At 63.9% G+C, this 26,072-nt stretch carries 20 protein-coding genes and 1 pseudogene; 6 read left to right on the top strand and 15 right to left on the bottom strand.

The features are described 5' to 3' along the window. Positions 1 to 68: 68 nt before the first annotated feature. From RAD15_RS00390 to aceE, 5 genes are read right to left on the bottom strand one after another with little or no spacing between them, the layout of a single operon-like run. Positions 69 to 1,241: an acetyl-CoA C-acetyltransferase gene (locus RAD15_RS00390; protein ID WP_458173270.1), complete on the bottom strand. Its 1,173-nt coding sequence runs from the start codon at positions 1,239 to 1,241 to the stop codon at positions 69 to 71. A gap of 57 nt (positions 1,242 to 1,298) precedes the next feature. Next, the gene (locus tag RAD15_RS00385) at positions 1,299 to 2,642 is read right to left on the bottom strand and encodes a dicarboxylate/amino acid:cation symporter (RefSeq protein WP_458173268.1); all 1,344 of its coding nucleotides are present in this window, start codon (positions 2,640 to 2,642) and stop codon (positions 1,299 to 1,301) included. Between the two features lie 47 nt (positions 2,643 to 2,689). After that, complete coding sequence (lpdA, locus tag RAD15_RS00380; RefSeq protein WP_458173266.1) at positions 2,690 to 4,438, bottom strand: dihydrolipoyl dehydrogenase; 1,749 nt, start codon at positions 4,436 to 4,438, stop codon at positions 2,690 to 2,692. An 18-nt stretch (positions 4,439 to 4,456) separates the two neighbouring features. Continuing rightward, positions 4,457 to 6,019: a dihydrolipoyllysine-residue acetyltransferase gene (locus RAD15_RS00375; RefSeq protein ID WP_458173264.1), complete on the bottom strand. Its 1,563-nt coding sequence runs from the start codon at positions 6,017 to 6,019 to the stop codon at positions 4,457 to 4,459. A gap of 23 nt (positions 6,020 to 6,042) precedes the next feature. Then, positions 6,043 to 8,730 carry a pyruvate dehydrogenase (acetyl-transferring), homodimeric type gene (gene aceE / locus RAD15_RS00370; RefSeq protein ID WP_458173262.1) on the bottom strand — a complete coding sequence of 896 codons (2,688 nt, stop codon included), beginning with the start codon at positions 8,728 to 8,730 and terminating at the stop codon, positions 6,043 to 6,045. A gap of 615 nt (positions 8,731 to 9,345) precedes the next feature. Between aceE and lipA the strand changes: the two genes are divergently transcribed. Further along, positions 9,346 to 10,314 carry a lipoyl synthase gene (gene lipA, locus RAD15_RS00365; RefSeq protein WP_458173260.1) on the top strand — a complete coding sequence of 323 codons (969 nt, stop codon included), beginning with the start codon at positions 9,346 to 9,348 and terminating at the stop codon, positions 10,312 to 10,314. 196 nt (positions 10,315 to 10,510) lie between these two features. Next, a pseudogene (locus RAD15_RS00360) lies at positions 10,511 to 10,636 on the top strand ((2Fe-2S)-binding protein); the annotation flags it as partial. A 58-nt stretch (positions 10,637 to 10,694) separates the two neighbouring features. Here RAD15_RS00360 and RAD15_RS00355 read toward each other — a convergent pair. From RAD15_RS00355 to RAD15_RS00315, 9 genes are all read right to left on the bottom strand, one after another. Continuing rightward, complete coding sequence (locus tag RAD15_RS00355) at positions 10,695 to 11,330, bottom strand: response regulator (protein WP_458173258.1); 636 nt, start codon at positions 11,328 to 11,330, stop codon at positions 10,695 to 10,697. Positions 11,331 to 11,498: 168 nt separating this feature from the next. After that, entirely contained in the window at positions 11,499 to 12,128 is a 630-nt protein-coding gene (locus RAD15_RS00350) for a response regulator transcription factor (RefSeq protein WP_458173256.1), read from the bottom strand. A gap of 60 nt (positions 12,129 to 12,188) precedes the next feature. Next, positions 12,189 to 13,394, bottom strand: coding sequence for an ATP-binding protein (locus RAD15_RS00345; protein WP_458173254.1), 1,206 nt, complete (start codon positions 13,392 to 13,394; stop codon positions 12,189 to 12,191). Between the two features lie 391 nt (positions 13,395 to 13,785). After that, entirely contained in the window at positions 13,786 to 14,034 is a 249-nt protein-coding gene (locus tag RAD15_RS00340; protein ID WP_458173252.1) for a hypothetical protein, read from the bottom strand. A gap of 14 nt (positions 14,035 to 14,048) precedes the next feature. Next, a complete protein-coding gene (locus RAD15_RS00335; RefSeq protein ID WP_458173250.1) occupies positions 14,049 to 14,888 on the bottom strand; it encodes an outer membrane beta-barrel protein in 840 nt (279 codons plus the stop codon). A 141-nt stretch (positions 14,889 to 15,029) separates the two neighbouring features. Next, entirely contained in the window at positions 15,030 to 16,295 is a 1,266-nt protein-coding gene (gene arcA / locus RAD15_RS00330; RefSeq protein WP_458173248.1) for an arginine deiminase, read from the bottom strand. Between the two features lie 14 nt (positions 16,296 to 16,309). Then, positions 16,310 to 17,743 (bottom strand): basic amino acid/polyamine antiporter, encoded by a 1,434-nt coding sequence (locus tag RAD15_RS00325; RefSeq protein WP_458173246.1) that lies wholly within the window; start codon positions 17,741 to 17,743, stop codon positions 16,310 to 16,312. 176 nt (positions 17,744 to 17,919) lie between these two features. Then, positions 17,920 to 20,985 carry an efflux RND transporter permease subunit gene (locus RAD15_RS00320; RefSeq protein WP_458173244.1) on the bottom strand — a complete coding sequence of 1,022 codons (3,066 nt, stop codon included), beginning with the start codon at positions 20,983 to 20,985 and terminating at the stop codon, positions 17,920 to 17,922. Further along, positions 20,982 to 22,070 (bottom strand): efflux RND transporter periplasmic adaptor subunit, encoded by a 1,089-nt coding sequence (locus RAD15_RS00315; protein WP_458173242.1) that lies wholly within the window; start codon positions 22,068 to 22,070, stop codon positions 20,982 to 20,984. The genes RAD15_RS00320 and RAD15_RS00315 overlap by 4 nt, the downstream gene beginning before the upstream one ends. Before the next feature lie 242 nt (positions 22,071 to 22,312). On the opposite strand from RAD15_RS00315, the gene RAD15_RS00310 reads away from it, so the two are divergent. Further along, positions 22,313 to 22,501, top strand: coding sequence for a DUF3551 domain-containing protein (locus tag RAD15_RS00310; RefSeq protein ID WP_458174953.1), 189 nt, complete (start codon positions 22,313 to 22,315; stop codon positions 22,499 to 22,501). A gap of 225 nt (positions 22,502 to 22,726) precedes the next feature. Then, positions 22,727 to 23,230, top strand: a complete 504-nt coding sequence (locus tag RAD15_RS00305) for a DUF1269 domain-containing protein (RefSeq protein ID WP_458173240.1) — start codon at positions 22,727 to 22,729, stop codon at positions 23,228 to 23,230. A gap of 18 nt (positions 23,231 to 23,248) precedes the next feature. Here RAD15_RS00305 and RAD15_RS00300 read toward each other — a convergent pair whose 3' ends face one another. Next, on the bottom strand, positions 23,249 to 23,959 hold the full coding sequence (locus RAD15_RS00300; RefSeq protein WP_458173238.1) for a Bax inhibitor-1/YccA family protein: 711 nt from the start codon (positions 23,957 to 23,959) through the stop codon (positions 23,249 to 23,251). A 260-nt stretch (positions 23,960 to 24,219) separates the two neighbouring features. Here RAD15_RS00300 and RAD15_RS00295 point away from each other — a divergent pair, with 260 nt between their 5' ends. Both RAD15_RS00295 and RAD15_RS00290 read left to right on the top strand, forming a co-directional pair. After that, positions 24,220 to 24,450 carry a DUF6894 family protein gene (locus RAD15_RS00295; protein WP_458173236.1) on the top strand — a complete coding sequence of 77 codons (231 nt, stop codon included), beginning with the start codon at positions 24,220 to 24,222 and terminating at the stop codon, positions 24,448 to 24,450. 168 nt (positions 24,451 to 24,618) lie between these two features. Continuing rightward, entirely contained in the window at positions 24,619 to 26,052 is a 1,434-nt protein-coding gene (locus RAD15_RS00290) for a basic amino acid/polyamine antiporter (RefSeq protein ID WP_458173234.1), read from the top strand. The last annotated feature ends 20 nt before the right edge of the window (positions 26,053 to 26,072 follow it).

The raw sequence follows: 26,072 nt of genomic DNA, 5'->3' as shown, positions 1-26,072 counted from the left end.
CGCTATCACGCGCGGGCGGCGTCATGCCGTCCGCGTTCATTCCGCTCCGGTTGCGATGACCGGCTGTCCTACCGTTCGACCGTCAGGGCGACACCCATGCCGCCGCCGATGCACAAGGTGGCAAGCCCCTTCTTCGCACCCCGCTTCTGCATCTCGAACAACAGCGTCGTCAGCACGCGGGCGCCAGATGCGCCGATCGGATGACCGATGGCTATGGCGCCGCCGTTGACGTTCACGATCGACGGATCCCAGCCCATGTCCTTGTTGACAGCGATGGCCTGCGCCGCAAAGGCCTCGTTGGCCTCGACAAGATCGAGGTCCTTGACCTTCCAGCCGGCCTTTTCCAATGCCTTGCGCGAAGCCGGGATCGGCCCGGAGCCCATCACCGCGGGATCGACGCCGGCCGTGGCCCACGACACGATCCTCGCGAGCGGCGTCAGGCCGCGTTTGCTGGCTTCGTCCGCGCTCATCAATACCAGCGCAGCCGCGCCGTCGTTGAGGCCCGAGGCGTTACCCGCGGTGACCGAACCTTCCTTGTTGAATGCGGGCTTCAGCTTGGCCAGCGCGTCCTGCGTCGTGCCCGGACGGATATATTCATCCTGGTCGACGATAACATCGCCCTTCCGAGTCTTCACGGTGACCGGAACGATTTCATCCTTGAACCGGCCACCCTTCTGCGCGTCCTCGGCCTTGTTCTGCGAACTGGTCGCAAATGCGTCCTGCTCCTCGCGGGTGATCTGCCATCTGGCGGCGATGTTCTCCGCCGTGACCCCCATGTGATAGCCGTGGAAGGCGTCCATCAGGCCGTCCTTCAGCATGGAATCGACGAACTTGACGTCCCCCATCTTGGTGCCGCCCCGCAAGTGCGACAGATGCGGCGCCATCGACATGGATTCCATGCCACCGGCAACGATGATCCTGGCATCGCCATTGGCGATCTGCTGCAGGCCAAGGGCAACCGACCGCAGGCCCGAGCCGCAGAGCTGGTTCATGCCCCACGCCGTCTTCTCCTGGGGAATGCCGGCGGCCATCGCGGCCTGTCGCGCCGGATTTTGGCCCTCACCACCCGACAGCACCTGCCCCAGAATGACTTCGTCGACATCCTCGGGCGCGACCTTGGCACGCTGGAGGGCGCCCTTGATCGCCACGGCACCGAGCTCGTGCGCAGTCAGCGAGCCCAACGCTCCGCTGAAGGAGCCGACCGGCGTTCGCGCCGCTGAGACAATTACCACGTCCGTCATGATCAATTCCCCGTTCTCGTCTGATGTGAACGAATGGCCATTTACTCCGCGCGGCCGTCAGAAGCCGCGTGCCTCGGTGACTGCTGTCTCGAAGTCAGCTGGATCGATGTCCCGCTCGAGCCCCGTGCGCAACTTGTCGCGATCAAGCTCGCCCTCCCACCACGCCACCACGACGCAGGCAACGCCGTTGCCACAGAGGTTGGTCAGCGCCCGGCACTCGCTCATGAACTTGTCGATGCCGAGCACGATCGCCATACCAGGGAGCAGCTCGGGCCTGACGGCGGCGAGCGTCCCTGCGAGCGTGATAAAGCCCGCGCCGGTGATGCCCGAAGCCCCCTTCGAGGTCAGCATGGCAACGACAAGGATCGTCATCTGCTCGCCGAAGGAAAGTTCGACGTTCATCGCCTGGGCGATGAAGAGCGTCGCAAGGGTCATGTAGATGTTGGTGCCGTCGAGATTGAAGGAGTAACCGGTCGGCACCACCAATCCGACGACGGACTTGGAGCAGCCGAGCTTCTCCAGTTTCTCCATCATTTGCGGTAGTGCGCTCTCCGAGGACGAGGTGCCGAGCACGATCAGCAGCTCGTCTTTGATGTATTTAAGGAACTTGAAGATCGAGAAGCCGGCGACGCGGGCGACGATGCCGAGCCCAACGACCACGAACAGGAACGCCGTGAGATAGAAGGTTGCGATCAGGCCGGCGAGATTGCCGAGCGCCTGGGGACCGTAGCGACCGATCGTATAGGCCATCGCGCCGAAGGCGCCGATGGGTGCGACCTTGACCACGATCGAGATGACGCCGAACATCGCATGGGCGACATCGTCCACGAACGACCGGACCGTATGCGCCCGCTCGCCGAGCCCCATCAGCGCAAAGCCGAACAGGATGGCGAACAGCAGGACCTGCAGGATCTCGCCTTGCGCGAACGCCCCGACGACCGTGTCCGGAATGATGTGCAGAACGAAGTCCACCGACTTCATCTCGCTCGCCTGCTTGGCGTAGCCGGCAACAGCTGCGGCGTTCGACTGCCCCTGGAAGCCCGAGCCTGGGCGAAGCACGTTGGCGACGATCAGGCCCAGCGCCAGCGCAAAGGTAGATACGATCTCGAAATAGATCAGCGCTTTGACCGCAACCCGGCCTACCTTCTTGACCTCGGAAATGTGGGCAATGCCGGAGACGACCGTGCAGAAAATGATCGGTGCGATGGCCATCTTGATGAGCTTGACGAAGCCGTCGCCCATCGCCTTGATCCAGTCATTCTTGCCGAGATCCGGCCAAAGCCAGCCGACGAGGACACCGAGCACGATTGCCGCGAGCACCTGAACATAAAGAATCCGGTAGAACGGCTTCTTCTGCGGCGCAGCTATCGCTCCGGACGTCGCAATGGTCGCTCCAGACATGGTGTTTCCCTCCCTGATCTCGCTGTGTGCGGCCTTGGCAGGCCGCGCTATTTCTTCTTCTGCGGCGGCAGATCGGTGCAGTGGCCCTCAAACACCTCTGCGGCCATGCCGATGGACTCGCCAAGCGTCGGATGCGGATGAATCGTCTTGCCGATATCGGCCGGTTCGCAACCCATCTCGATCGCAAGGCAGATTTCGCTGATGAGATCTCCTGCATGCGTGCCAACGATGCCGCCACCGATGACGCGATGGGTCGTCGTATCGAACAGCAATTTGGTGAAGCCCTCGTCGCGACCGTTGGCGATGGCGCGGCCCGATGCCGCCCAGGGGAAGACCGACTTCCCGAACTTGATGCCCTCGGCCTTGCACTGGTCTTCGGTCTTGCCGGCCCAGGCGACTTCGGGATCGGTATAGGCGACCGACGGGATCTGCCGCGCGTCGAAATAAGATTTCTCACCGTGAGCAACTTCGGCCGCGACATGGCCTTCATGCACGGCCTTGTGCGCCAGCATCGGCTGCCCGACAATGTCGCCAATCGCAAAGATGTGCGGCACGTTGGTGCGCATCTGCTTGTCGACGTCGATGAAGCCGCGATCGGTCACCGCGACGCCGGCCTTCTCGGCACCGATCTTCTTGCCGTTCGGACTGCGGCCGACCGACACGAGAACGAGGTCATAGACTTGCGGCCCGGCAGGTGCCTGGGCGCCTTCGAAGCTCACCTCGATGCCAGCCTCGGTCGCTTTCCCGGCGACCGTCTTGGTTTTCAGCATGACCTTGTCGAAGCGCTTGGCGTTCATCTTCTCCCAGACCTTGACCAGGTCGCGGTCGGCGCCCTGCATCAGGCCGTCGAGCATTTCGACGACATCGATGCGCGTGCCGAGCGTCGAGTAGACCGTTGCCATTTCAAGCCCGATGATGCCCCCGCCGATCACCAGCATGCGCTGAGGGATCGATTTCAGTTGCAGCGCCCCGGTCGAGTCGACGATGCGGGGATCATCGGGCAGGAACGGCAGCTTCACCGCCTGACTGCCGGCGGCGATGATCGCGTTCTTGAACTTGACGGTCTTCTTAGCCCCCGCGGTGACGACTTCGAGATGATGCGGATCGAGGAAGGCGCCGACGCCGGTCACGACCTCGACCTTGCGGGCGTTCGCCATGCCGGCGAGGCCGCCGGTCAGCTTCTTGATGACGCCGTCCTTGAAGCCGCGCAGCTTGTCGAGATCGACCTGCGGCACGCCGAAGGAGATTCCGTGATCGGGCAGATGCTTGACCTCGTCGATCACCGAAGCCGTGTGCAGCAGCGCCTTGCTCGGGATGCAGCCAACGTTGAGACAGACGCCGCCGAGCGTCTCATAACGCTCGACCAGCACGGTCTTCATGCCGAGATCGGCAGCGCGGAAGGCGGCGGAGTAGCCGCCGGGTCCGGCGCCGAGCACCAGCATGTCGCATTCGATGTCCGCCTTGCCCGAATGGGACGCCGCGACAGGCGCAACCGGCGGCGCAGCAGCCGGCTTTGAAGCCGGAGAGGCCGCAGGCGCTGGCGCAGCCGCAGCTGCCGTCGTCTTCAGCACCAGGATCACGGATCCTTCGCTGACCTTGTCGTCGACCTTGACCCTGACGTCCTTGACGACGCCCGCATGCGAGGACGGGATCTCCATCGACGCCTTGTCGGACTCGACCATGATCAGGCTGGTGTCGACCGCCACGGTCTCGCCAGGCTTCACCATCACCTCGATGACCGCGACGTCCTTGAAGTCGCCGATGTCGGGAACCTTGACTTCGATCTGCTCAGCCATGCTGCTTTTCCCCGATCCTCAGAACAGCACGCGCCGCAGATCGGCGAGCACGTTGGCGAAGTAGACGTTGAACCGCGCGGCCGCCGCGCCGTCGATGACGCGGTGATCCCAGGACAGCGACAGGGGCAAGGTCAGGCGCGACGTCCAGCTCTTGCCGTCAGGCGAATGCTGCTTCCAGTAGCCCTTACACACGCCCATGATCGCGACTTCTGGCGCGTTGATGATCGGCGTGAAGTAGATGCCGCCGATGCCGCCGAGCGATGAGATCGAGAAGGTGCCGCCCTGCATCTGGTCCGGCTTGATCTTGCCCTCGCGCGCAAGCTTGGCGAGCGCGTTCATCTCATTGGCGATCTCCGGCAGCGACTTCTTGTCGGCATCGCGGATGACAGGCACCATCAGGCCGTTCGGCGTGTCGGCTGCAAAGCCGATGTGCCAATAGTCCTTGTAGACCAGCGTATCGCCGTCGAGGCTGGCGTTGAACTCCGGAAACTTTTTCAGCGCCGCGACGGCTGCCTTCACCATGAACGGCAACAGCGAGAGCTTGACGCCGCTCTTCTCCAATTCCTTGTTCATCTTCACGCGGAACTGCTCGAGTTCGGTGATGTCGGCCTCGTCATGGGTCGTGACATGCGGGATGACGACCCAGTTGCGGTGTAGATTGGCTGCGGAGATCTTCTTGATACGGCCGAGCTCCTTGCGCTCCACCGGACCGAATTTTGCGAAATCGATCTTGGGCCAGGGCAGAAGATCGATGCCGCCAACGCCGCCTCCGCTTGCTGCCGCAGTCTGCGGCTTGGCGGCCGCGGCCCCGCCGCCCTTGGCGAAGGCCTCGACGTCCTCGCGCTGGATGCGGCCGTGATTGCCGGTGCCCTTGAGCTTGCCAAGGTCGACGCCCATCTCGCGCGCCAACTTACGCACCGCCGGCCCGGCATAGGCCAGCGCGAAGGCTTGTTCATCGATCCCGCCTGCTTGCACCGCGGGAGCCGCGACTGCCGCAGGTGATGCCGGCGCGGGCGCAACATGGCTCGCGGCAGCGGATGCGTCGCCGGTCGCGAGCACGAGGATGATCGCTCCCTCGCTGACCTTGTCACCCGTCTTTACCTTGATCTCCCGCACGGTGCCCGAGAGCGGCGCCGGCACTTCCATCGTCGCCTTGTCCGATTCGAGCGCGATCAGCGGATCCTCGGCCTTGACGCTGTCGCCGGGCTTCACGAAGATTTCGATGACCGGCACATCCTTGAAGTCACCGATGTCGGGGACCCGCACCTCGGCGACGCCCGCCGGCGCGCTGACGGGCGACGGCGGTGCGCTGACGACCGGGCGCGTTTCAGCGTGCTCGCCCGCGCCCTCGAACTGCACGATCACCACACCTTCGCTCACCTTGTCGCCAACCTTGACGACCACGGACTTCACCACACCCTCGCGCGGCGACGGCACCTCCATGGTCGCCTTGTCGGACTCCAGCGCCACCAGCGGATCCTCCGCCTTCACCTTGTCCCCCGGCTTGACGAAGATCTCGATGACCGGGACGTCTTTGAAGTCACCGATATCGGGAACCTTGATGTCGATCAGACTACTCATCGCTCTGCCCTCGGCTCCCTGGCTCACACGGTCCACGGCGCAGCGCGCCCGGCGTCGATCTGGTATTTCGCGATGGCCTCGGCCACGACGGCGGGCTTGATCGTCCCTTCATCGGCGAGCGCCTTGAGCGCGGCGACGGCGACGTAGTGCCGATCGACCTCGAAGAACTTTCTGAGCTTCACGCGATAGTCGCTGCGGCCGAACCCGTCGGTGCCGAGCACGACGTAGCGGCGCCCCGCCGCCTGGACGTATTCCCGGATCTGGTCGGGGTAGTTGCGCATGTAGTCGGTGGAGGCCACGACCGGCCCCAGATGGCCCTTGAGCTGCGATTCCACCCAGCTCTCGCGACGCGGCTCGGTCGGGTGCAGCAGGTTCCAGCGCTCAGCCGCCATGCCGTCGCGACGCAGCTCGTTAAAGCTGGTCGCGCTCCAGACATCGGCGGTCACGCCGAAATCCGCCTTGAGCAGGTCGGCGGCTGCGATCACCTCGCGCAGGATCGTGCCCGAGCCGACGAGCTGGACACGCAGCCCTTTCTTCGCGGTCTCGCCGCCGTCCTTCAGGAGATAAAGGCCCTTGAGGATGCCCTCCTCCGCCCCTTCACCCGCATCGGCCAGCGCGGGATGCGGATAGTTCTCGTTCATCAGGGTAAGGTAGTAGTAGACGTCCTCCTGCGCCTCGTACATGCGGCGCATGCCTTCGCGGACGATGGTCACGACCTCATAGGCGAAGGTCGGATCGTAGGAGATGCAGTTCGGGATGGTCGCCGCGAGCACATGGCTGTGGCCGTCCTCGTGCTGCAGGCCTTCGCCATTCAGGGTGGTGCGGCCCGCGGTGCCGCCGAGCAGGAAGCCGCGTGCCCGCATGTCGCCTGCGAGCCAGGCGAGATCGCCGACGCGCTGCAGGCCGAACATCGAGTAGTAGATGTAGAACGGGATCATCGGCACGTTATTGGTCGAGTAGGACGTCGCCGCGACGATCCAACTCGACATCGCACCACCTTCGTTGATGCCTTCCTGGAAGACCTGCCCGCTCTTGTCTTCGCGGTAGTACATCAGCTGGTCGGCATCCTGCGGCCGGTAGAGCTGACCGACCGACGAATAGATGCCGAGCTGCCGGAACATGCCCTCCATGCCGAAGGTGCGGGATTCGTCCGGCACGATCGGCACGACGTGCTTGCCGATCGCCTTGTCGCGCACGAGGGCGCCGAGCAACTGCACGAACGCCATCGTCGTCGAGATCTCGCGCTCGCCGGTATTTTCGAGCAGCCGCTGGAACGTCGAGAGCGGCGGAATTTGCAAGGACGCGGATTTCCGCCGGCGTTGCGGCAGGTAGCCGCCGAGCTTTTCGCGCTGCGCCCGGAAATACTTCATTTCCGGACTATCTTCCGGCAGCCGGAGGAAAGGCACCTTGGCCAGGTCCACGTCGGCGACCGGCACCTGGAAGCGGTCGCGGAAACCGCGCAGCGCGTCCTGCGTCATCTTCTTCGCCTGATGGGCGATCATCTGGCCTTCGCCGGATTCGCCCATGCCGTAGCCCTTGACGGTCTTCGGCAGAATGACTGTCGGCTGCCCCTTGTGGTTTACGGCCGCGGTGTAGGCGGCGAAGACCTTCTCGGGATCATGGCCGCCGCGCGCAAGCTGCCAGATCTCGTCGTCGCTCATGTCGGATACGAGTTGCTTCGTTTCCTCGTACTTGCCGAAGAAGTGTTCGCGAATGTAGGCGCCGCTCTTGCTCTTGAAGTCCTGGTATTCGCCGTCGACGCATTCTTCCATGAGCCTGAGCAGCAGCCCGCTCCTGTCCTTTTCCAGCAGGCGATCCCAGCCCGAGCCCCACAGCACCTTGATGACATTCCAGCCCGCGCCGCGGAAAACGCTTTCGAGCTCCTGAACGATCTTGCCGTTGCCGCGAACGGGTCCGTCGAGCCGCTGCAAATTGCAGTTGATGACGAAGATCAGATTGTCGAGGTGCTCGCGGCCGGCGAGCGAGATGGCGCCGAGCGATTCCGGCTCGTCGGTTTCGCCGTCGCCCATGAATGCCCAGACCTTCCGATTGGACGTCTCGGCCAGCTTGCGGTTCTCGAGATATTTCAGGAACCGCGCCTGATAGATCGCCATCAACGGCCCCAGCCCCATCGACACCGTCGGGAACTGCCAGAAATCCGGCATCAGCCACGGATGCGGATAGCTCGACAGACCCGTGCCTCCGGTCTCCTGCCTGAAGCTAAGGAGTTGCTCCTCGCTCAAGCGGCCCTCGAGGAAGGCGCGCGCATAGATGCCGGGGGAACAATGCCCCTGCACGAAGATCAGGTCGCCGCCATGGGTGTCGGTCGGAGCGTGCCAGAAATGGCCGAAGCCGATGTCGTAAAGCGTCGCAGCCGACTGGAAGCTCGCGATGTGGCCGCCGAGCTCCGAGCTCTCCTTGTTGGCGCGCAGAATAATCGCTAGTGCATTCCAGCGGATGAGGGAGCGAAGCTTGTGTTCGATGGCTCGATCGCCCGGCAGGGGCGGCTGCTGGTCTGCGGGTATCGTGTTGCAATAAGGCGTGGTCAGCGACTGCTCGATCTCAAGGCCACTACGTCGCGCCGCATCGAGCATCGCGTTGACGACGAATTCGGCGCGTTCGTTGCCGCGGTGGCCGCGGACCGCCGACAGGGCATCAAGCCATTCCCGGGTTTCCTGCGGGTCCTGATCGTGAGCGTCCGCGATCGTCATTATCTTCTCCATTGCATGCCAAGCCGAAGTCGAGCGCCAACATTCATTGCGGCCCGCGTTCATGCGGACGCGCAGCAATGCCGAACGGGCGATATCCCGGTCGCTTTAGGTCGTGAGTTGAATGTTGCCTGGCATCTGAACGTCCCCTCGCGCTGTCTATTTTAGAGCTGTCGCTTCTTTTGACCGGTCATTAAGCAGCATTCATGCCAGCCTACGGAAAGTACGGCATTCTCAGCGATGTCGTTCAATTTGCGTGGTTTTTGCCGGATAGCGCGTCGCTGCCGCTAGGATATCCGAGCCGGATCCGTCTGAAGCTCCGGAAAACCGGCCAGAGCGACCACCCGAAATATCGGATTGTCCCGACGGAAGGTTCCGAATGCCGGGCGATGCCGTCGTCCTCGCAAGGCCATTGGGGACAGGAGCATCCGCGAAGGATGCGCCTGGTTACGCGTGAGAACAACGCGCGTTCGCAAATCAGGTTGACGCGCCTCGTCGCGATAGCTGAATGTCAGCGGCCAAGCGCACGAGACTCCGGTGTTACCGCACGATTGCTTGCGCAGGTCGAGACGTATCGCGCAGTTCGAGCGGGGCTCTAGCACATCATGGGATGGGTGTATGACGGTGATACTTGATCTCCTCAACAACGATCCGCGCGCGACGCAGCCGACCGAGAGGTTGCGCCATCCCGAAAAGGCCAATCGCCCCGACACGCCGCTGCAAAGCAAGCCTGCGTGGATCCGCGTCAAAGCCCCCGGCTCTGCCCAATGGACCGAGACGCGACGTATCGTGCGCGAAAACAAGCTCGTGACCGTCTGCGAGGAAGCGGGCTGCCCCAACATCGGCGAGTGCTGGGAGAAGAAGCACGCGACCTTCATGATCATGGGTGACACCTGCACGCGCGCTTGTGCGTTCTGCAACGTACGCACCGGTCTGCCCGGCCCGCTCGATGCCGACGAGCCCGGCAAGGTCGCCGACGCCGTGGCCAAGCTTGGGCTCGAACATGTGGTCGTGACTTCGGTCGATCGCGACGACCTCGCCGACGGAGGTGCCGCTCATTTCGCCGCGACCATTGCCGCGATCCGCGCAACGAGCCCGGCGACGTCGATCGAAATCCTTACGCCTGATTTCCTGCGCAAGCACGGCGCACTCGAAACGGTCGTTGCGGCGAGACCGGACGTGTACAATCACAATCTGGAGACGGTGCCGTCAAAATATCTGACGGTCCGCCCAGGCGCGCGCTATTTCCATTCTGTTCGCCTCTTGCAACGCGTGAAGGAACTCGACCCGCGCATCTTCACTAAATCGGGGATCATGGTCGGCCTCGGCGAGGATCGCAGCGAGGTGTTGCAATTGATGGACGATCTGCGTTCGGCCGACGTCGACTTCCTGACCATTGGCCAGTATCTCCAGCCGACGCGCAAGCACCATGCCGTGATACGCTTCGTGCCTCCTGACGAATTCGAGGCCCATGAGAAGACCGCCTATGCCAAGGGTTTTCTGATGGTCTCGGCCACGCCGCTGACGCGATCCTCACACCACGCGGGCGACGACTTCCGCAAGCTGCGCGAGCGCCGACGCGCTTAGCTATCTCTGCGGCTGGATCGCGCTCCTCCACAAGCGAAGAAGATCGAGGCTGATCAAAAGTGGTCCGAAGCGGCCACTAGCCCGGTGGCACCTGCTCGTTGCAGCAGGCGCGAAGCGGCAACAAGATTCTGCGTTTCAACGCCTTCGGTGAATTGTTGATAGATCGGGGCGAGCAGTCGCTAGGAGATATATCGACATGATCGAGCTCACGGTGAACGGGATCAAGCGCCAGGTCGACGTCGTTCCCGAGATGCCACTCTTGTGGGTGCTGCGCGACGAGCTCGGCATCACCAGTGCCAAATACGGCTGCGGGGTTGCGCAATGGCCTATTGATCGACGACGTGGATTGGTCTCCTGTGAGAGACCTTTCGTCGTGTGCATCAGGGTGAAACCAGCTTCTTGCGTACGGCATAGCGCACCAGTTCGGCGGTGGAGGACATTCTGAGCTTGCGCATGGCCGAGGCACGATGGGTCTCGACCGTCTTCACGCTCAGATTCAGGATCGCGCTGATCGACCTGTTGGTGTTCCCTTCCGCGATCAGCTGGACCACGCTCTGCTCGCGCGACGTCAGCAGCATGTCGGCCCGGTTCTGCTTGTTCGCCTGATAATCATGAAGCAGCTTCTCCAGGAGGACGCTGGTGAAGTAGGGCCTGCCGTCGAGCAAGGCTTCGATGGCGGAAATCAGGTGCTTGCGGGCGTCGGACTTGAACAGGAAGCCGCGAATGCCGGCCAGGATGGCCTCCGTCAGGAGTTCCTCGCTTTCATGCATGGTCAGGATCAGCACCTCGGTTCGCACATGCAGCGCCCTGAGCCGACGGCTGACCTCCAGGCCGTTCATGATCGGCATGGAGTAGTCGACGATCACGATGTCCGGCCGGCTCTCCAGTGCCAGCGCGACCGCCTGCTCGCCGTTGGTGGCCTCTCCGCTCACGATCCAGTCGGAACGCGTTCCAACGATCGCGCGAAGCCCGGAACGCACGATTTCATGATCATCCGCAATCAAGATGCGTTTCACGTCGTCGTTCCCGCTTGCCGGCCCCGCCCGACCGGGCGGACAACGGCAGTGACCGGCCGTAAAGTCGAGCGATCATACGGCGCCCTGCGGCAAGGGTTATCCCACAAAACCCTGAGACGCCCCGGCGAAGGTACTGACGCCCCGGGGGCGGCTCGCCGATGTCACCGTTCAGGCCTCGACCAGCCCGGTGCGGACCGCGTATCGGACAAGGCCCGCCGTCGAGTTCACCTCCAGCTTGCGCATCGCAGCGGCCCGATGCGCCTCGGTTGTCTTGACGCTGAGATTGAGGATCGCACTGATCCCCTTGTTGCTGTAGCCTTCCGCAACCAGCTTGACCACGAGTTGCTCGCGCGCCGTCAGCTCATGGTGCCGCTCGCCGTTGACACCCGACCCGCGATCGAATTCCGTCACGCAGCTCGTGGTGCAGAACGTCCGGTGCAGCAGCAGCGCCTCGACCGCCGCTAGCAACAGCTTGTTCGCGTCCGACTTCACCAGGAACGCACGCGCGCCGGCCTCGAATGCCTGCTGCGCGATCAGGCCCGAATTGTGCACGGTGAAGATCAGAACCTCGGTCTGCAGCGGATGGTCCTTGATCCGCCGCGCCGCCTCCACGCCGGTCATCCGGGGCATCGAGAAATCGAGGATGGCGACGTGGGGCTGGCTCTCGATCGCCGCAGCGACCGCCCGGCCGCCATCGGTGACCTCGGCCACCACCTCCCAATCCGCCCGCTGTTCGAGCACCGCCCGCAAGCCGGACCGCACCGCTTCGTGATCGTCGGCTATCAGAATCCGCTTCATGGCAGCACGCTCCCAATCCCTCGCGGCGGTCCGGCCGCCCTTCCGGCCTGCCGCCGCGGGCTAATGTTCCTTTGTTGATCGTGTGCCTGCGTGAGCCCTCATGATGCTCGTGGCTCCTCGCCGATGCCGCCTGCTCGCTGCGAGACGACGCGGAAATATCGCGCACAAGACGGTTCCGGAAAGTGGCGCCGTCCGGCTCGACCGGATGTCGAGCGTGCCCCCGATCTCATGCAGCCTCACCCGCATCGCGGGAATTCCGACCCCGATCGATACCGGCCCGTGGCCGCGCCTGCCGGCATCGGGAAGACCGCGTCCATTGTCGCTGATCGTCAGCACGAAACGGTTGTCGGCAACGTCGATGATGATGGCCACCTCCGTCGCCTTCGCGTGACGGAAGACGTTCGTGAGGGCTTCCTGAACGACGCGCAGCAGCGAACGCTTCGTTTCATACGGCAGCCGATCGACATCCGGCACGATGTTCACGGTCACACGCAACGACGTGCGCGCCGCAAATCCTTCCGCATACCGCTCGATCGTGGCCTTCAATCCCTCACCTGCCAGATTCCGCGGATGCAGGAGATAGGCAAAGGCGCGGAGCTCCCGGAGGGCTTCGTCGATCGACGCGTCGATGTCGTCGCAGAGCCGCTCTGCCAAGGTCGCGTCGCCCAGACTGCTCCGCAGCCGCATCAGGCCGAGGCTGGCGGCGATCAGATGCTGGCAGGTCGAATCGTGCAGATCGGAGCCGATCCGTTGCTGGATGCCCTCCTGAATGGCGAGCAGGCCGACGTCGATGTCGAGCCCGTCGTCGCATGCGGCGGCATGCTCGAAAGGAGCATTGCGCAGCTCGCGGTGGCTGCCGACCAACCGAACCAAACCGCCGTCCATGATCGGCGTGACCGTCGTTTCCATCGTCCGCGGCGCCCCGCCAAGCGCGAGCCGCTGGCGGATCCTGACCTCCGTTCCCTCCGCGAGGCCCGCCCGAAGCGCCTCGCAGACGGACCTTGCGTCGTCCGCGCTCATGCAATCGAAGACGTCCATGTCGCTGACGTCCTCCGACGATACGCCGAGCCGAGACTCGAATGCGGGATTGATTCCCTCATAGGCGAAGTGACCGCGCAAGGACGGGCGCGCGGCGAAGAGAAGATCTGCCGAAGAGGTCCAGTAGAGTTCGTAGATCGATTCTTGCGAACCTATGCGCAGCCAGTTCTTCAGACCGGTTCGATCCGACTCGCTGTCGGGGGAGCCATGTGGCTTCACGGTACGCACTCACTGTATTCCGGCGACGCCCGATATTGGCGACGATATCGCAGGTCCCCTCCCCACCCCACCGGCAAGACATCCGCCACCGGATCCGGAAGACGCACGCCGCTGGGGCTGGCCAATCATACACCCCGCCGCGCAACCACACCATCAGGTAGTATTATTTCCAGATTGAAATCTCGAATTCGTGAGGCATGCTTTCCGCGGCGGGCGATATGCAGTTTGTGCCACGCCGGCGACGTCAAATCCGATGCAACAGAGATTCAAAATCAAGACGTGGATGGCCGCGAAGTCACTGCGGCAACGTGGGTGCAGCGATACGCAGCAGCACACCTTCCGCAATTCGCCAGTGCCATTCCCGGCGCGCGGCAGCCATCGGACACGATGCGCGAGCAGGCTAGCGGCTGCTGCTCGTGCCCGACTTCTTCTTCCTCGCTGTCGTCGCCTTCGGCGCGGCGCGGGTCGGCGCAATATCGAGAGGATGGGACGGCTGCTGCAGACGATGCGTCGCGGCGTCGTCGCGAAGCGCATCGGTATCGAGACGCTGGCCTCGATCCACCGAATCGCGAGGATCGGCAAGCGCGACGGATGCGGCTAGACTTCCGGCGACGATGCACGTCAGCGTCAACAGGCGTCTTGCGGGCATCTTTCGGGCCTCCATCAAAAAGCGAAGTCCAGGCGAGGGCCGATGCGAACGTCCCTGTATCGCCGCAGCGGAACGTTCGACGTTCGCGCCTCGTACAGCACCGTGGTCGTGAGCGCCACGTTGCTGGCGAAATTATACTTCAGTCCGACATCGACCGAATAGAGCTGATCGTGACGGCCGGTATTGAGCCCGTCGGTGAACCAGTAGGCCTCGAACAGCGGCGTACTCACGATCGACCATCTGGGATCGAGCTTGACCTCGATACCGAGCACGGCGTCAAAGCGCCAGCGGCGCGCTTCCGCCAGATCGGAGAACCGGTAGGTCAGCAGTAGCAGCGGCGAAAACGTCGCGTTGTCGACGCGGAAGTCGCGCGCCACCGAGCCCATCACGTCATGGGACACGAATGCGAGGTCGCGGTAGACGCCGTCGAAATCATATCGGTTTTCGTAGATGGCGGAGAAGCGCCAGCCGTCCCAATTCTCGGTCAGACGCGCGCCCATGCGCGCCACGGCGAAGTTGCCGTCCTTCTCCCGCGAAAAGGCTTCGTACTGTGCCCGCGCATAGAGCCGGTAGGACAGATCGTTGGTGAGGTTTCCGTCGAGCCTGACGCTCACGTCCGGCTCATAGTAGATGTCCGACTTGCGGTTGTCGCGGGTGAAGAGCGCATTGTCGGTGAAGGTCGGCGAGATGGAACCGACGACGCTCCAGGACGGCGCGGAATAGTAGGGTACGGCGGCAACCGGGCTCGTCTTGAACTCGTTGAGATCGAGGTCCGCCGCCCCGGCCGTGCTCGCGCCGAGTAAGCCGAGGACTGGCAAGCCGACGATCGGCAGAAGAAATCCAGCGCTTCGCATGGCGCCCACCTCCGATGCTGCTGCGCAGACCGGTCTCGCGCCAAGCTGCGCAATGATTATGGCGTGTTAATGTCACATTTTTAAATCACTGGTTGACGCGCTCATTCAGCGTGCGACGGAGGCAGCAAGGTCACACCCGCCTTAGTAGTCGACCGCGTCCCTGATGATCGGGCATGTCATGCAATGACCGCCGCCGCGCCCTCGTCCGAGCTCTGCGCCGACGATGGTGATCACCTCGATCCCCTCCTTGCGCAGCAGCGTGTTGGTGTAGGTGTTGCGGTCATAGGCGAACACGACGCCGGGGGACGCGCAGACGAGATTGGCGCCGCTGTCCCACTGGGTTCGCTCGCGCAGATAGGCGTTCCCGCCGGTCTCCACGACGCGCAGCCTCTTCAGGCCGAGCGCTTCTGCGACGACGACCACGAAGGGCTTCTCGTCCTTGCGCAACTCGAGGCCGGCGGCATTGTCGGCCGGCCGATAGGAAAATGCGGTAATGTTGTTGACGATATCGGGATAGAGCAGCACGCAATCGCGGTCGGCGAAGGTGAAGACGGTATCGAGATGCATCGCCGCGCGGAGCTTGGGCATGGCGGCCACGATCACCCGCTCGGCAGCCTTCTTCCTGAACAGGGCCGCGGCAAGCTGGCTGATCGCCTGCCTCGAGGTCCGCTCGCTTAGCCCGATCAGAACGTTGCCTTTGCCGATCGGCATCACGTCACCGCCTTCCAGCGTGGCGAGGCCGTGATCCTGCGTCGGATCTCCCCACCAGACATTGACCTTGCCGGCGAAATCCGGATGGAACTTGTAGATGGCGGTGGCGAGGATCGGCTCCTCATGGCGCGCCGACCAGAACAGCGAGTTCAGCGTTACGCCGCCATAGATCCAGCAGGTGGTATCGCGCGTGTACAGTGTGTTCGGAAGCGGCGGCAGCAGGTATTCGGTCATGCCCGCCGCTTCCCGGATCAGGCGGAGCATCTCGCCGCCATGCGCCTCGGGAAAATCATGGGTCGACAGTCCACCGATCAGGGTCTCCGCCAGTTCACGGGGTTTGAGGCTTTCCAGATAGCCGCGCAACTCGTCGATCAGCCCGAGCCCGACCTGGTTGGGAACCACCTGGTTGTCGAGAATCCACTTCCTTGCCTCCGGAATGGCCACGGTGTCGGTGAGCAGATTGTGCATCTCGACGACGTCGATCCCGCGGTCACGCATCTTCTGCACGAAGTCGAAATGATCGCGCTTGGCATTGTCGACCCACAGCACGTCGTCGAACAGCAACGTGTCGCAGTTCGTGGGCGTGAGGCGCTGATGCGCGCGGCCCGGCGAGCAGACCATCACCTTGCGCATCTGACCGACTTCCGAATGAACACCGAACGGGATCCTTGAATCCGACGTCTGCGCTGTCGCCATGGGAGATGCCTCGCCTAGATGGTGATGTAGCCGGTCGCCAGGCCATGAATCCCGATCACCGCGCCGATCACGGCCGCGATGAAGATGACCCAATCGATCGTAGTGAAGATCTTCGCCTTCTGCTGGAGGCGCGCCCAGAAATACAGCACCGTGCCGGGAGCGTAGAGGATCGCCGACAGCAGCAGGTATTTCATTCCGGCCGCGTAGATCAGGAAGAGCGTGTAGACGACGGCGATGCCGGTGAAGATCAGGTCGCGCCTGCGCTCGTCCGGGCTCTTCTCATAGGTCTCGCCCCGCTTGACCAGCAGGAGCCCGTAGGCGGCGACCAGGAAGAACGGAATGAGGTTCATGACGCTGGTCAAATTGAGCATCAGCGCGAAGGCGTCACGGGACCAGTACGTGCTGATGACGAACAGCTGCACGACGATATTGGTGAGCCAGAGCGCCGCTGCCGGCACCTTGTTGGCGTTTTCGGTGCCGAACACGCGCGGCATATCCCTGGTCCGGCCGGCGGCGGAGAGTACCTCGGCACAGATCAGCGACCATGCGAGATAGGCTCCGAGCACCGAGACCAGAAGTCCGATGCTGACGAAGACGGCGCCCCAATGCCCCACCACCGCCTCCAGCACCGTCGCCATCGACGGCTGCCGCGCGTCGGCGATCTCCGCGCGCGGCAGCACGGCATAGGGCAGCATCGTCACGAGCACCATGAGGCTCGTGACGACCGCAAAGCCCATGATCGTCGCGGCACCGACGTGCGATCGCTCCTTGGCGTAGCGGGAATAGACGCTGGCCCCCTCGATCCCGAGAAAGACGAACACCGTGACCAGCATGGTCGCGCGGATCTGATCGAACAGACCCTTGTCCGGCATCCCCTCGCCGCCCCAGAAATTGGCGCGGAACAGGCCGGTCTTGAAGGCAAACGCCAGGATGACGATGAAGATCAGGATCGGCACGATCTTGGCGACGGTGACGATGGTGTTGATCGCGGCCGCCTGTTGCACGCCGCGCAGGATCATGAAGTGGAACAGCCAGATGCCGATCGAGGCGACGATGATCGCGGTGACCGTATTGCCGTCGCCAAACACGGGAAAGAACGCGCCAAGGGTCGACTTGATCAGGACCCAGTAGGACACGTTGCCGATGCAGCTGCCGGTCCAGTAGCCGAGCGCCGACAGGAAGCCGGGATAATCGCCAAACCCTTCCTTCGCATAGGCGTAGACGCCGGCATCGAGATCCGGCTTCCGCTCGGCCAGAGTCTGAAACACGCGCGCCATCGTGTACATGCCGCCGCCCGCGATGCACCAGGCGAAGATGGCGCCGAACGGGCCGGTTGCCGTGCCGAACGTACGCGGCAGCGAGAAGATGCCCGAGCCGACCATGGAGCCAACGACCATTGCCGTCAGCGCAAACAGCGAAAGCTTTTGGGTCGATGGCGTCGCAGTCATGGAAAGACCTCGAACCGCGAGCGAAGACCGATGCCGTGACCGACGTCCTGAACGACGTTCCGAACGAGGTCTTGGCCGGTCTACTCATTCCAGGGCCGAACATGCGCCCCGGCGTGAAGGCGGCCTATCAGGTGATTACCTAGTCAAAGTCCGGGATTACCCTCGCGGCACGGCGCTCACGCCGCGCTGGATGCATCGGGAGCCGCGACCGGCTCCTTCCCGCCCAGCCAGGCCACGTACAAGGTCGGCAGGAAGACGAGGGTCAGAGCGGTTGCGACGAGCAGTCCGCCCATAATCGCAAAGGCCATCGGCCCCCAGAAGACGGTCGGGGCAATCGGAATCATGCCGAGGACAGTGGAGACCGCCGTCAGCATGATCGGACGAAAGCGCGAGCTGCTGGCATCGACCACGGCCTCCCATGCGCCCTTGCCTTGCGCGCGCTCGGCCTCGATCTGGCCGATCAGGATCACCGCGTTCTTGCTGATCATGCCGAGCAGCGCGAGGACGCCGAGAATGGCGACGAATCCCAGCGGCCGTCCCGACAGCAGCAGCGCCGCGACCACGCCAATCAGACCAAGCGGCGTAACGCTGACGACCATCAACAGCCGCGGGAAGCTCTGCACCTGGACCATCAGCACCGTGAACATGACGAGCAGCATCACCGGCACGACGGCCATCACGGACGCCTGGGACTTCCGGCTCTCCTCCACCGTGCCGCCGACCACGACATCATAGGACGGCGGCAGCGTCGTCCTCAGCTTGGCAATGGCGGGCGCCAGCGTATTGACTACCGTCTCCGGCAGTACGGTGTCGGGAATGGCAGCTCGGACCGTCAGGGTGGGCACGCGGTCGCGCCGCCAGATCAGCGGGAATTCCTGATCGTATTCGAAAGAGGCAAACTGGCTCAGCGGAACGGTCCGTCCGCCCGGGAGCGGGACCTGCAGGGTTCGCAGGGTCGTCAGCGAGACGCGCTGTTCGTCCGTCGCGCGGGCCACCACGTTGACCAGATAGATGTCGTCCCGAACTTGCGTAACGGGCGTGCCGGAGATCACGGTATTCAGAACGGTCGAGATCGCCTGCGAACTCAGGCCGAGAAGCCGTGCCTCATCCTGATTGACGCGGATGCGCACCTGGCGATCCGGCTCCATCCAGTCGAAATTCATGCTTCTGGCGCTGGGTTCGGTGGCGAGGATCTGCGCCACCTCGAGCGCGATGTCGCGGACCCGCTCGACGTCGGGACCGCTGACACGATATTGCAGCGGCCATCCGACGGGGGGACCGAGGCCGAGCGGCGAGACCGACGAGATCGCGTTCGGGAATTCGTCCGCCAGGAACCGCTCCAGCTTCGCCTGCAAGCGCTCGCGCGCCGCGACGTCTCTCGCCACGACGACCGCCTGGGTGAAGAACTCGTTCGGCAGCTCGACGCTCAGTGGCAGATAGAAACGGATCGCACCGCGCCCGACATTGGTGCTCCAGTGCGCGACGTCGGGATCACCGGACAGCGCGCCATCCAGGCGCTTGGCCGCGGTTTGGCTGGCGTAGATCGACGCGTTCTGCGGCAGGCTGATGTCGACGAGCAGCTCCGGCCGGTCGGACAGTGGAAAGAACTGTTGCGGAATGAGCGGGAGCGCGAGCAAGGATGCGACAAAGAGCGCTGCCGTGCCCCCCAGCGTCAGCCATTTGGCGCGGATCGCCAGCACCAGAAAACGCCGATACAGCCGGAAGACCGCTCCGGGAGCGGCAGCGCCCGTCTGCTTGGGCGGCACCAGGATGACGATGCCCAGCAGCGGCGCGAAGATGACCGCGACGAACCATGATGCCAGCAGTGCGATCGCAACCACCACGAACAGCGAGAACGTGTATTCGCTGGCGGCGCTGGCGGCAAAGCCGACCGGAATGAAGCCGGCGATGGTCACCAGCGTCCCGGCCAGCATGGCGGGCGCATGGGTGCGGAAGGCGTAGCTCGCGGCCGCCGTCTTGCTGTCGCCCAGCGCCAGCCGGTTGAGCGTGGCATCTGTCGTCGTCATGGCGTCGTCGACCAGCAGCGCAAGGGCGATGATGAGGGCGCCGAGCGATATGCGCTGCATGTCGATGCGAAGAAGCTCCATGCTCGGAAACACGATCGCAAGCGTGAGCGGAATCGCCAGCGCGATGACGAGGCCGGGGCGAAGACCGAGGCTGACGAAGCTCACCGCGAGAATGATCGCTATCGCCTGCACCAGCGAGGTCATGAACTCGCCGATCGCCTTGTCCACCACGACGGCCTGGTCGGCAACCAGGCTCGGCTCGATTCCGATCGGCAGGTCGGCGGTGATCGTTGCCATCGCCGCTTTGATGTTCCTGCCGAGAGCGAGGATGTCGCCACCGTCGCGCATGGCGATCGCGAGCCCGATCGCCGGATGACCGTTGATCCGGAACAGCGGCTGCGGCGGATCGGCATAGCCACGACGCACCGCCGCAAGATCGCTCAGGCGGAGCATGCGACCACCGGCGGCGAAATTGATGCCGGCGATGTCCTGCTCGGACTGGAAGCTTCCCGACACCCGAAGCGAAATTCGCTCGGAGCCGGTCTGGATCGTCCCGGCCGGCATCACGATATTCTGCGCCTGCAGCGCGGCGATCAGCGCCGTCCGGTCGACGCCTAGATTTGCCAGCTCCTTCTTGGAGAATTCGACGAAGACCACTTCGTCCTGCGCGCCCAGCAGCTCGATCTTCGCGACGTCAGGCACGCCCAGGAGGCGCGAGCGGATCGCCTCGACCCGGTCACGCAGTTCGCGCTGGGTAAACCCGTCGCTGGTGAAGCCGTAGACGATGCCGAAGGTGTCGCCGAAATCGTCATCGAACGCCGGGCCGATAACCCCCGCAGGAAGGGTATGGCGGATGTCCCCGATCGTCTTCCGCACCTGATACCAGGTATCGGAGACGTCCCTTGCGTTGGCGCTCCCCTTCAGGTTCACGAAGATCGTGGTGAGGCCGGGCCGGGTGAAGCTGCGCAGGAAATCCAGATGCGGCGTCTCCTGCAATTGACGCTCGAGCCGTTCGGTCACCTGCTTCATCGTCTCTGCAGCCGTCGCGCCCGGCCACGCCGCCTGTACGACCATGGTCCTGATGGTGAATGCGGGATCCTCGTTCCGGCCCAGCCGGACATAGGACAGAACGCCGGCGAGCACGGCGACGAGCATGAGATAGATGACGAGCGAGCGACGCTCGAGCGCCCATTCCGAGAGATTGAAGCCGGTCATGGCTCCGACCCGAGCACGCGCACCTTCTGGCCGGGATGAAGCGCCTGGACACCCGCGGTCACGACGATCTCGCCAGCGTCGAGCCCTTGCGAGATGATGACCTGTGCCTGATCGAACCGCAGGACATCGACATTCCGGACCGAGACTGTCTTGGTCGAGGGATCGAAGATCCAGACGGCCGGCTGTTGGTTCATCCTCGTCAGCGCGGTTGCCGGAATGTCGATCACCGGTCCGGCGCCCGCCTCGGCGCGGCCGACCACCGTGACCCCCAGCCGCATCGCCGCGGGCGGATCGCTAAGTCCCACCTTCACCTCGAAGGTCCGCGTGACCGGGCTCGCCTGTGCGGCGACCTGCCGGATGCGGCCTTGCGCGGTCACTGTCGGATCGTCCGTCAGGGAGACGGTCACTTGCAGATTGGCCGGCGCCGCACGCACCAATTGGGCGGGCACTTCGAAGATTGCATCGCGGCCATCCTGCCGCGCAATCCGCGCAATCGTCTGTCCGGCCTGGATCACCTCGCCGGCGGCTGGCCCTGTCTCGGTGATCTTGCCCGGCGCGTCGGCCCGCACCTCGGTGAAGTTGACCTGGTCATGCGCCGCGCTCAACTGAGCCTCGGCCGCGTCGACCTGGGACTGGGCGGTCTGTTGCGCCTGCGTTGCCGCCTCGAAATTGGCCCGCGTGGTCCATCCCTGCGCGAGCAATGTCTGCTGGCGTTCGAAGTGATTGCGCGCCTGGGTGAGCTGGCCTTGCGCGGCGGCGAGAGCCGCCTGCGCCTGCCGCAGCGCATTCAATTCGTTCTGCGATTCCAGTTGCGCCAGAAGCTGGCCGGCCTCGACGCGATCGCCGAGCCTGGTGTTGTTCGCGAGCAGCCGTCCGGAAATTCGGAATGCGACGCTCATCTCATCCTCGGCTTCGATATGTCCGGTGAAGGTGAACGGCGTCGGCGATTCCCGCTTCTCGATCGTCGTCGTGCGAACCGGGCGCGGAGCCGGCGCGACGTCCTTCGCAGCGTCCCTTTCGCAGGCCGCCAGCAGCATCGATGCCGCTCCAGCCAGAATCGTCGTCCTGAGCGTCCGCGTCGGCATGACATGATCTCCGGTCGACTTCACCGGACAGGATTTTGCCGAGGCCCCATCGCTCTTGTATCGGTAAATCTACTGAGCATCCCTGGATACAATCGTGATCGGCGCTCTTGCCGGACAGCTGATCGATCACGCGCGGTTGCACGACAGCGTCCACGTCAGATCTCCGGTAGGGACTGGATGATTCCCTCTCCTTCGTCAGGCAATCACCCGATAGCGAGAGCGTCACGCACGGCGCATAACGCCTGCACCGGCCATCATGGTGGCGCGACGCGCGCTCGCCAAAGCCGCCGGCGCCTGGGCGCGCGCAGGATCTGGCGTGGTGCACGAAGATCAAGGGAATGACCAACTGCATGTACTCGACGCGCCAACAATGCCGCGCATCGATCAGCGGACGAAACGGCACCTGTATTCGGAATCGTCACTCGGGGTAGTGACGGCAGAACCCGGCTTGTCCAGACCTCGCCGGTCGGGCGTCGCAAGACGATTCTGGTCGTCACGCGCCGCCCAACCTCCGAAGCGGGCCGCGTGTGCGGGTGCGCCTATTGGGACATTCATCCGCCCGGGGCAGGGTTTCCTCCGATCCCGGAGGTGCCGCCAGCAAGATACCGTCCCCGCCAATACTCCGGTCCGCTTTTTCGATCCAACGGGAGGTCTCCATGTCCGATCTGGTCGCGATCGTGTATCCGTCCGAGGCGAAAGCCGAAGAAGTGCGTCAGCGGCTGCTCAAGCTGCAGAAGGAATATCTGATCACGATCAGCGACGCCGTGATCGCAGTGAAGACGGATTCGGGCGACATCAAGCTCGATCAGCTCGTCAACACCACCGCCATGGGGGCGATGACCGGAAGCTTCTGGGGCCTCCTCATCGGCGTCCTCTTTCTCAATCCGATTCTCGGCGTGGCCGTGGGCGCGGCGTCGGGTGCGCTGGGCGGCGCGCTTTCCGATTTCGGCATCGACGATTCCTTCATGAAGAACCTGTCTGCCAATCTCCAGCCCGGCAACGCCGCCCTGTTCGTCCTGATCAAGCACATGACCGCGGACAAGGTGATCAAGGAGATCAAGGACGCCGGCGGCGTCGTGCTCAAGACATCGCTCGATGAGACCAAGGAAGCGGCGCTGCGCGACGCACTCGCCAGTGCGGTGGAGCGGCCGGCGGCCTGAGCCGCCGCCTCCCGCCTCTCAACGGCGGCCGCCCGCAAGCCGCAACAGCATCAGGAACAGGTTGAGGAAATTGAGATAGAGCGACAGCGCGGCAACGACCGACTTGCGGCCCGCGGTGGTGTGGTCATCCATGATGTCGTACATCGCCTTGATCCGCTGCGTATCGTAGGCCGTCAGGCCGGCAAACACGCCGACGCCCACGATCGAGATCAGCCAGTCGAGCGCGGTCGACGCCAGGAACAGGTTGACCAGGCTCGCGACAATGATTCCGATCAAGCCCATGAATAGGAAGGTGCCCAATCCCGAGAGGTCGCGCCGGGTCGTGTAACCGAGGAGACTGAGCGCCCCGAACGTTGCGGCGGCGATGAAGAAGACGCGGGTGATCGACGCATTGGTATAGATGTGCAGCAGTATCGACAGCGATACGCCGACCAGCGCCGCATAGACGAAGAACAGAATCCGCGCCGTGGACACCGACAGCGTGTTGATGCGCGAGCCGATGAAGAATACCAGCCCGAGCGGCGCCAGGATGAAGACCCACATCAGCGGACTCTGCAGCAGCTCGGGGCCGATGAGCTGATAGGTCACCCAGGCGACGACGGCGGTCAAGCCGACGCCGGCGGCCATGTAGCCGTAGATCCGCAGCATGTAGTCGCGCAATCCGGCATCCACCGCGATCGCGCCGCCCGCGGCGTCTGCGGCTGCAAGGTTGTGATCATAATTCGACATCGCTCGCCTCCTCTGGATCCCGTCCAGTGAAGTCAGGCTAGGCTTCGCCCCCGCGGAGCAACATCGGACAATCCCCCGAAGACGCCAGGTGAAAATCACCCTCCTCCGATGCGACCGCCGGACGCGCCAGTGCGGCCCGCAGCGCCGCGCTCCTTACAAGGCCGTAAGCCGGGAACTTGTGCTGTGCCCTAAGCCTTTTGGTGGAGGCACCTTACGCCTTTGTCACTGGAGGCCGGCCGCGCTCCGGCCTAATCGGGGACATGCGGTTTTTCTTCCATATCACCGACAAATACGGTGTCTCGGCCGACGGCACCGGGTGGGAATATTCCGGGCAGGACGCGGCCGTGCTGCATGCAAGCCGCCTTGCCGCCGAGCTTGCCAAGGCCGGCGAATTCTTCCGTGGCAGTGTCGTGCTCGTTGCCCGAGCCACGGAGTCCGCCTCCTGCCGCGCGAGCGAGGACGGCGCCGCCGCATCGCATCCCAAGTCCTGACGTCTCAAGTCCTGACGTCTCAAGTCCTGACGTCCCGCGCGCCCGCCGATTTCCTGCCCCGCTCCCTACAGAGAATCCCTGATGGGCGCACCGGGTGCGGACCTCTAAGGTCTTCGCGTGGGGCGGCCGCGGCAAATGCGGCCGTCCCGGATTGGAAGGCCATCCGTCATGGCGGCGAACGAGGCCGATCAGAAACTCTCGCGCAACGCGCTGATCGCGCTTGTGATCGGGTCGATGGTCGGCTCCGGCATCTTCGCATTGCCGGCCCAATTCGGACGCGCCACCGGCGCGCTCGGCGCGATCATTGCCTGGGCGATCGCCGGCACCGGCATGCTGACGCTGGCCTTCGTGTTCCAGTCGCTGTCCCGGCGCAAGCCGGAGCTCGACGCCGGCATCTATGCCTACGCCAAGGCCGGCTTCGGAGACTATATCGGCTTTGCCTCCGCCGCGGGCTACTGGATCGGCTGCTGCCTTGCCGACGTCGCCTGTCTCATCCTGATCAAGGCCACGCTCGGGCAGTTCTTCCCCGTCTTCGGCGATGGCACGACGCCAATCGCGATCGCTTCGGCGTCCGTGCTGCTGTGGAGCGTCCATGTCCTGGTGCTGCGCGGCATCAAGGGGGCTGCCGCGCTCAACACGGCCACGACCTTCGCGAAGATCATTCCGATCGTGCTGTTCATCGTCGTGGCTGCGATCGCCCTGAATGGCGAACTGTTCTCGGAGAATTTCTGGGGCGCGGAAGAGCCCGGCGCCCGGGATGTGCTGGCCCAGGTCCGCGGCACCATGCTGCTCACGGTGTTCGTCTTCGTCGGCATCGAGGGCGCGAGCGTGTATTCACGCTACGCCAGAACTCGTTCCGACATCGGCATCGCGACAGTCACCGGCTTTCTGACGGTCCTCTGTCTGCTCGTGCTCGTGACGCTTCTGTCCTACGGCGTCCTGCCGCGAGGTGCGCTTGCGGATCTGCCGACACCGTCGATGGCGGGCGTGATGGAAGCGATGGTCGGCCGCTGGGGCGGCGTGTTCATCAGCGTCGCCTTGCTGGTCTCGATCCTCGGCAACTACCTGTCATGGTCGTTGCTTGCGGCCGAGATCCTGCACTCGGCGGCGAACGAGCGCACCATGCCGGCCTTTCTCGCGCGCGAGAACGCGCACAAGGTCCCCGTCGGGGCGCTCTGGCTCACGAACTGCGCGATACAGACGTTTCTCGTCGTGAGCTGGTTCGCCGAATATGCCTTCACGCTCGCCCTGAAGATGACGAGCGCGATGACGCTGATCCCGTATTTTCTCGTGGCCGCGTACGGCCTGAAGCTCGCATCAACCGGCGAGGCCTATGAGGCCGGCGAGCGCGCCCGCACCACCGACGGGATCGTCGCGACCGTCGCGACGCTCTATGCGGCCGGCATGATCTACGCCGGCGGCCCGAAATTTCTCCTGCTGTCCGCAATCCTCTACGCACCGGGAACGCTGCTGTTCCTGATGGCCAAGCGCGAGCGCAAGGAGAGGCTCTTCAAGCCGGTCGAATCTGTCCTGTTCGGGGCGATCGCAATCGCCGCCGGCGCCGGAATCTACGGGCTTGCCGTCGGCGCCATCTCGATCTGACGAGTAGTCGCTAATCGCAA

Source organism: Bradyrhizobium sp. 14AA (genome assembly GCF_054185205.1).
Note: the sequence above shows the minus strand (reverse complement) of the source record. Positions and strands in the feature narration are given on the sequence as shown.

Bases quoted from the DNA above. Each gene is read 5' to 3' on its own strand.
- RAD15_RS00375 (WP_458173264.1), bottom strand. From the start codon at position 6,019: ATGAGTAGTCTGATCGACATCAAGGTTCCCGATATCGGTGACTTCAAA.
- lipA (WP_458173260.1), top strand. From the start codon at position 9,346: ATGACGGTGATACTTGATCTCCTCAACAACGATCCGCGCGCGACGCAG.
- RAD15_RS00320 (WP_458173244.1), bottom strand. From the start codon at position 20,985: ATGACCGGCTTCAATCTCTCGGAATGGGCGCTCGAGCGTCGCTCGCTC.
- aceE (WP_458173262.1), bottom strand. From the start codon at position 8,730: ATGACGATCGCGGACGCTCACGATCAGGACCCGCAGGAAACCCGGGAA.
- RAD15_RS00340 (WP_458173252.1), bottom strand. From the start codon at position 14,034: ATGCCCGCAAGACGCCTGTTGACGCTGACGTGCATCGTCGCCGGAAGT.
- RAD15_RS00385 (WP_458173268.1), bottom strand. From the start codon at position 2,642: ATGTCTGGAGCGACCATTGCGACGTCCGGAGCGATAGCTGCGCCGCAG.
- RAD15_RS00305 (WP_458173240.1), top strand. From the start codon at position 22,727: ATGTCCGATCTGGTCGCGATCGTGTATCCGTCCGAGGCGAAAGCCGAA.
- RAD15_RS00390 (WP_458173270.1), bottom strand. From the start codon at position 1,241: ATGACGGACGTGGTAATTGTCTCAGCGGCGCGAACGCCGGTCGGCTCC.
- RAD15_RS00325 (WP_458173246.1), bottom strand. From the start codon at position 17,743: ATGACTGCGACGCCATCGACCCAAAAGCTTTCGCTGTTTGCGCTGACG.
- arcA (WP_458173248.1), bottom strand. From the start codon at position 16,295: ATGGCGACAGCGCAGACGTCGGATTCAAGGATCCCGTTCGGTGTTCAT.
- RAD15_RS00335 (WP_458173250.1), bottom strand. From the start codon at position 14,888: ATGCGAAGCGCTGGATTTCTTCTGCCGATCGTCGGCTTGCCAGTCCTC.
- lpdA (WP_458173266.1), bottom strand. From the start codon at position 4,438: ATGGCTGAGCAGATCGAAGTCAAGGTTCCCGACATCGGCGACTTCAAG.
- RAD15_RS00315 (WP_458173242.1), bottom strand. From the start codon at position 22,070: ATGCCGACGCGGACGCTCAGGACGACGATTCTGGCTGGAGCGGCATCG.
- RAD15_RS00290 (WP_458173234.1), top strand. From the start codon at position 24,619: ATGGCGGCGAACGAGGCCGATCAGAAACTCTCGCGCAACGCGCTGATC.
- RAD15_RS00300 (WP_458173238.1), bottom strand. From the start codon at position 23,959: ATGTCGAATTATGATCACAACCTTGCAGCCGCAGACGCCGCGGGCGGC.
- RAD15_RS00350 (WP_458173256.1), bottom strand. From the start codon at position 12,128: ATGAAGCGGATTCTGATAGCCGACGATCACGAAGCGGTGCGGTCCGGC.
- RAD15_RS00295 (WP_458173236.1), top strand. From the start codon at position 24,220: ATGCGGTTTTTCTTCCATATCACCGACAAATACGGTGTCTCGGCCGAC.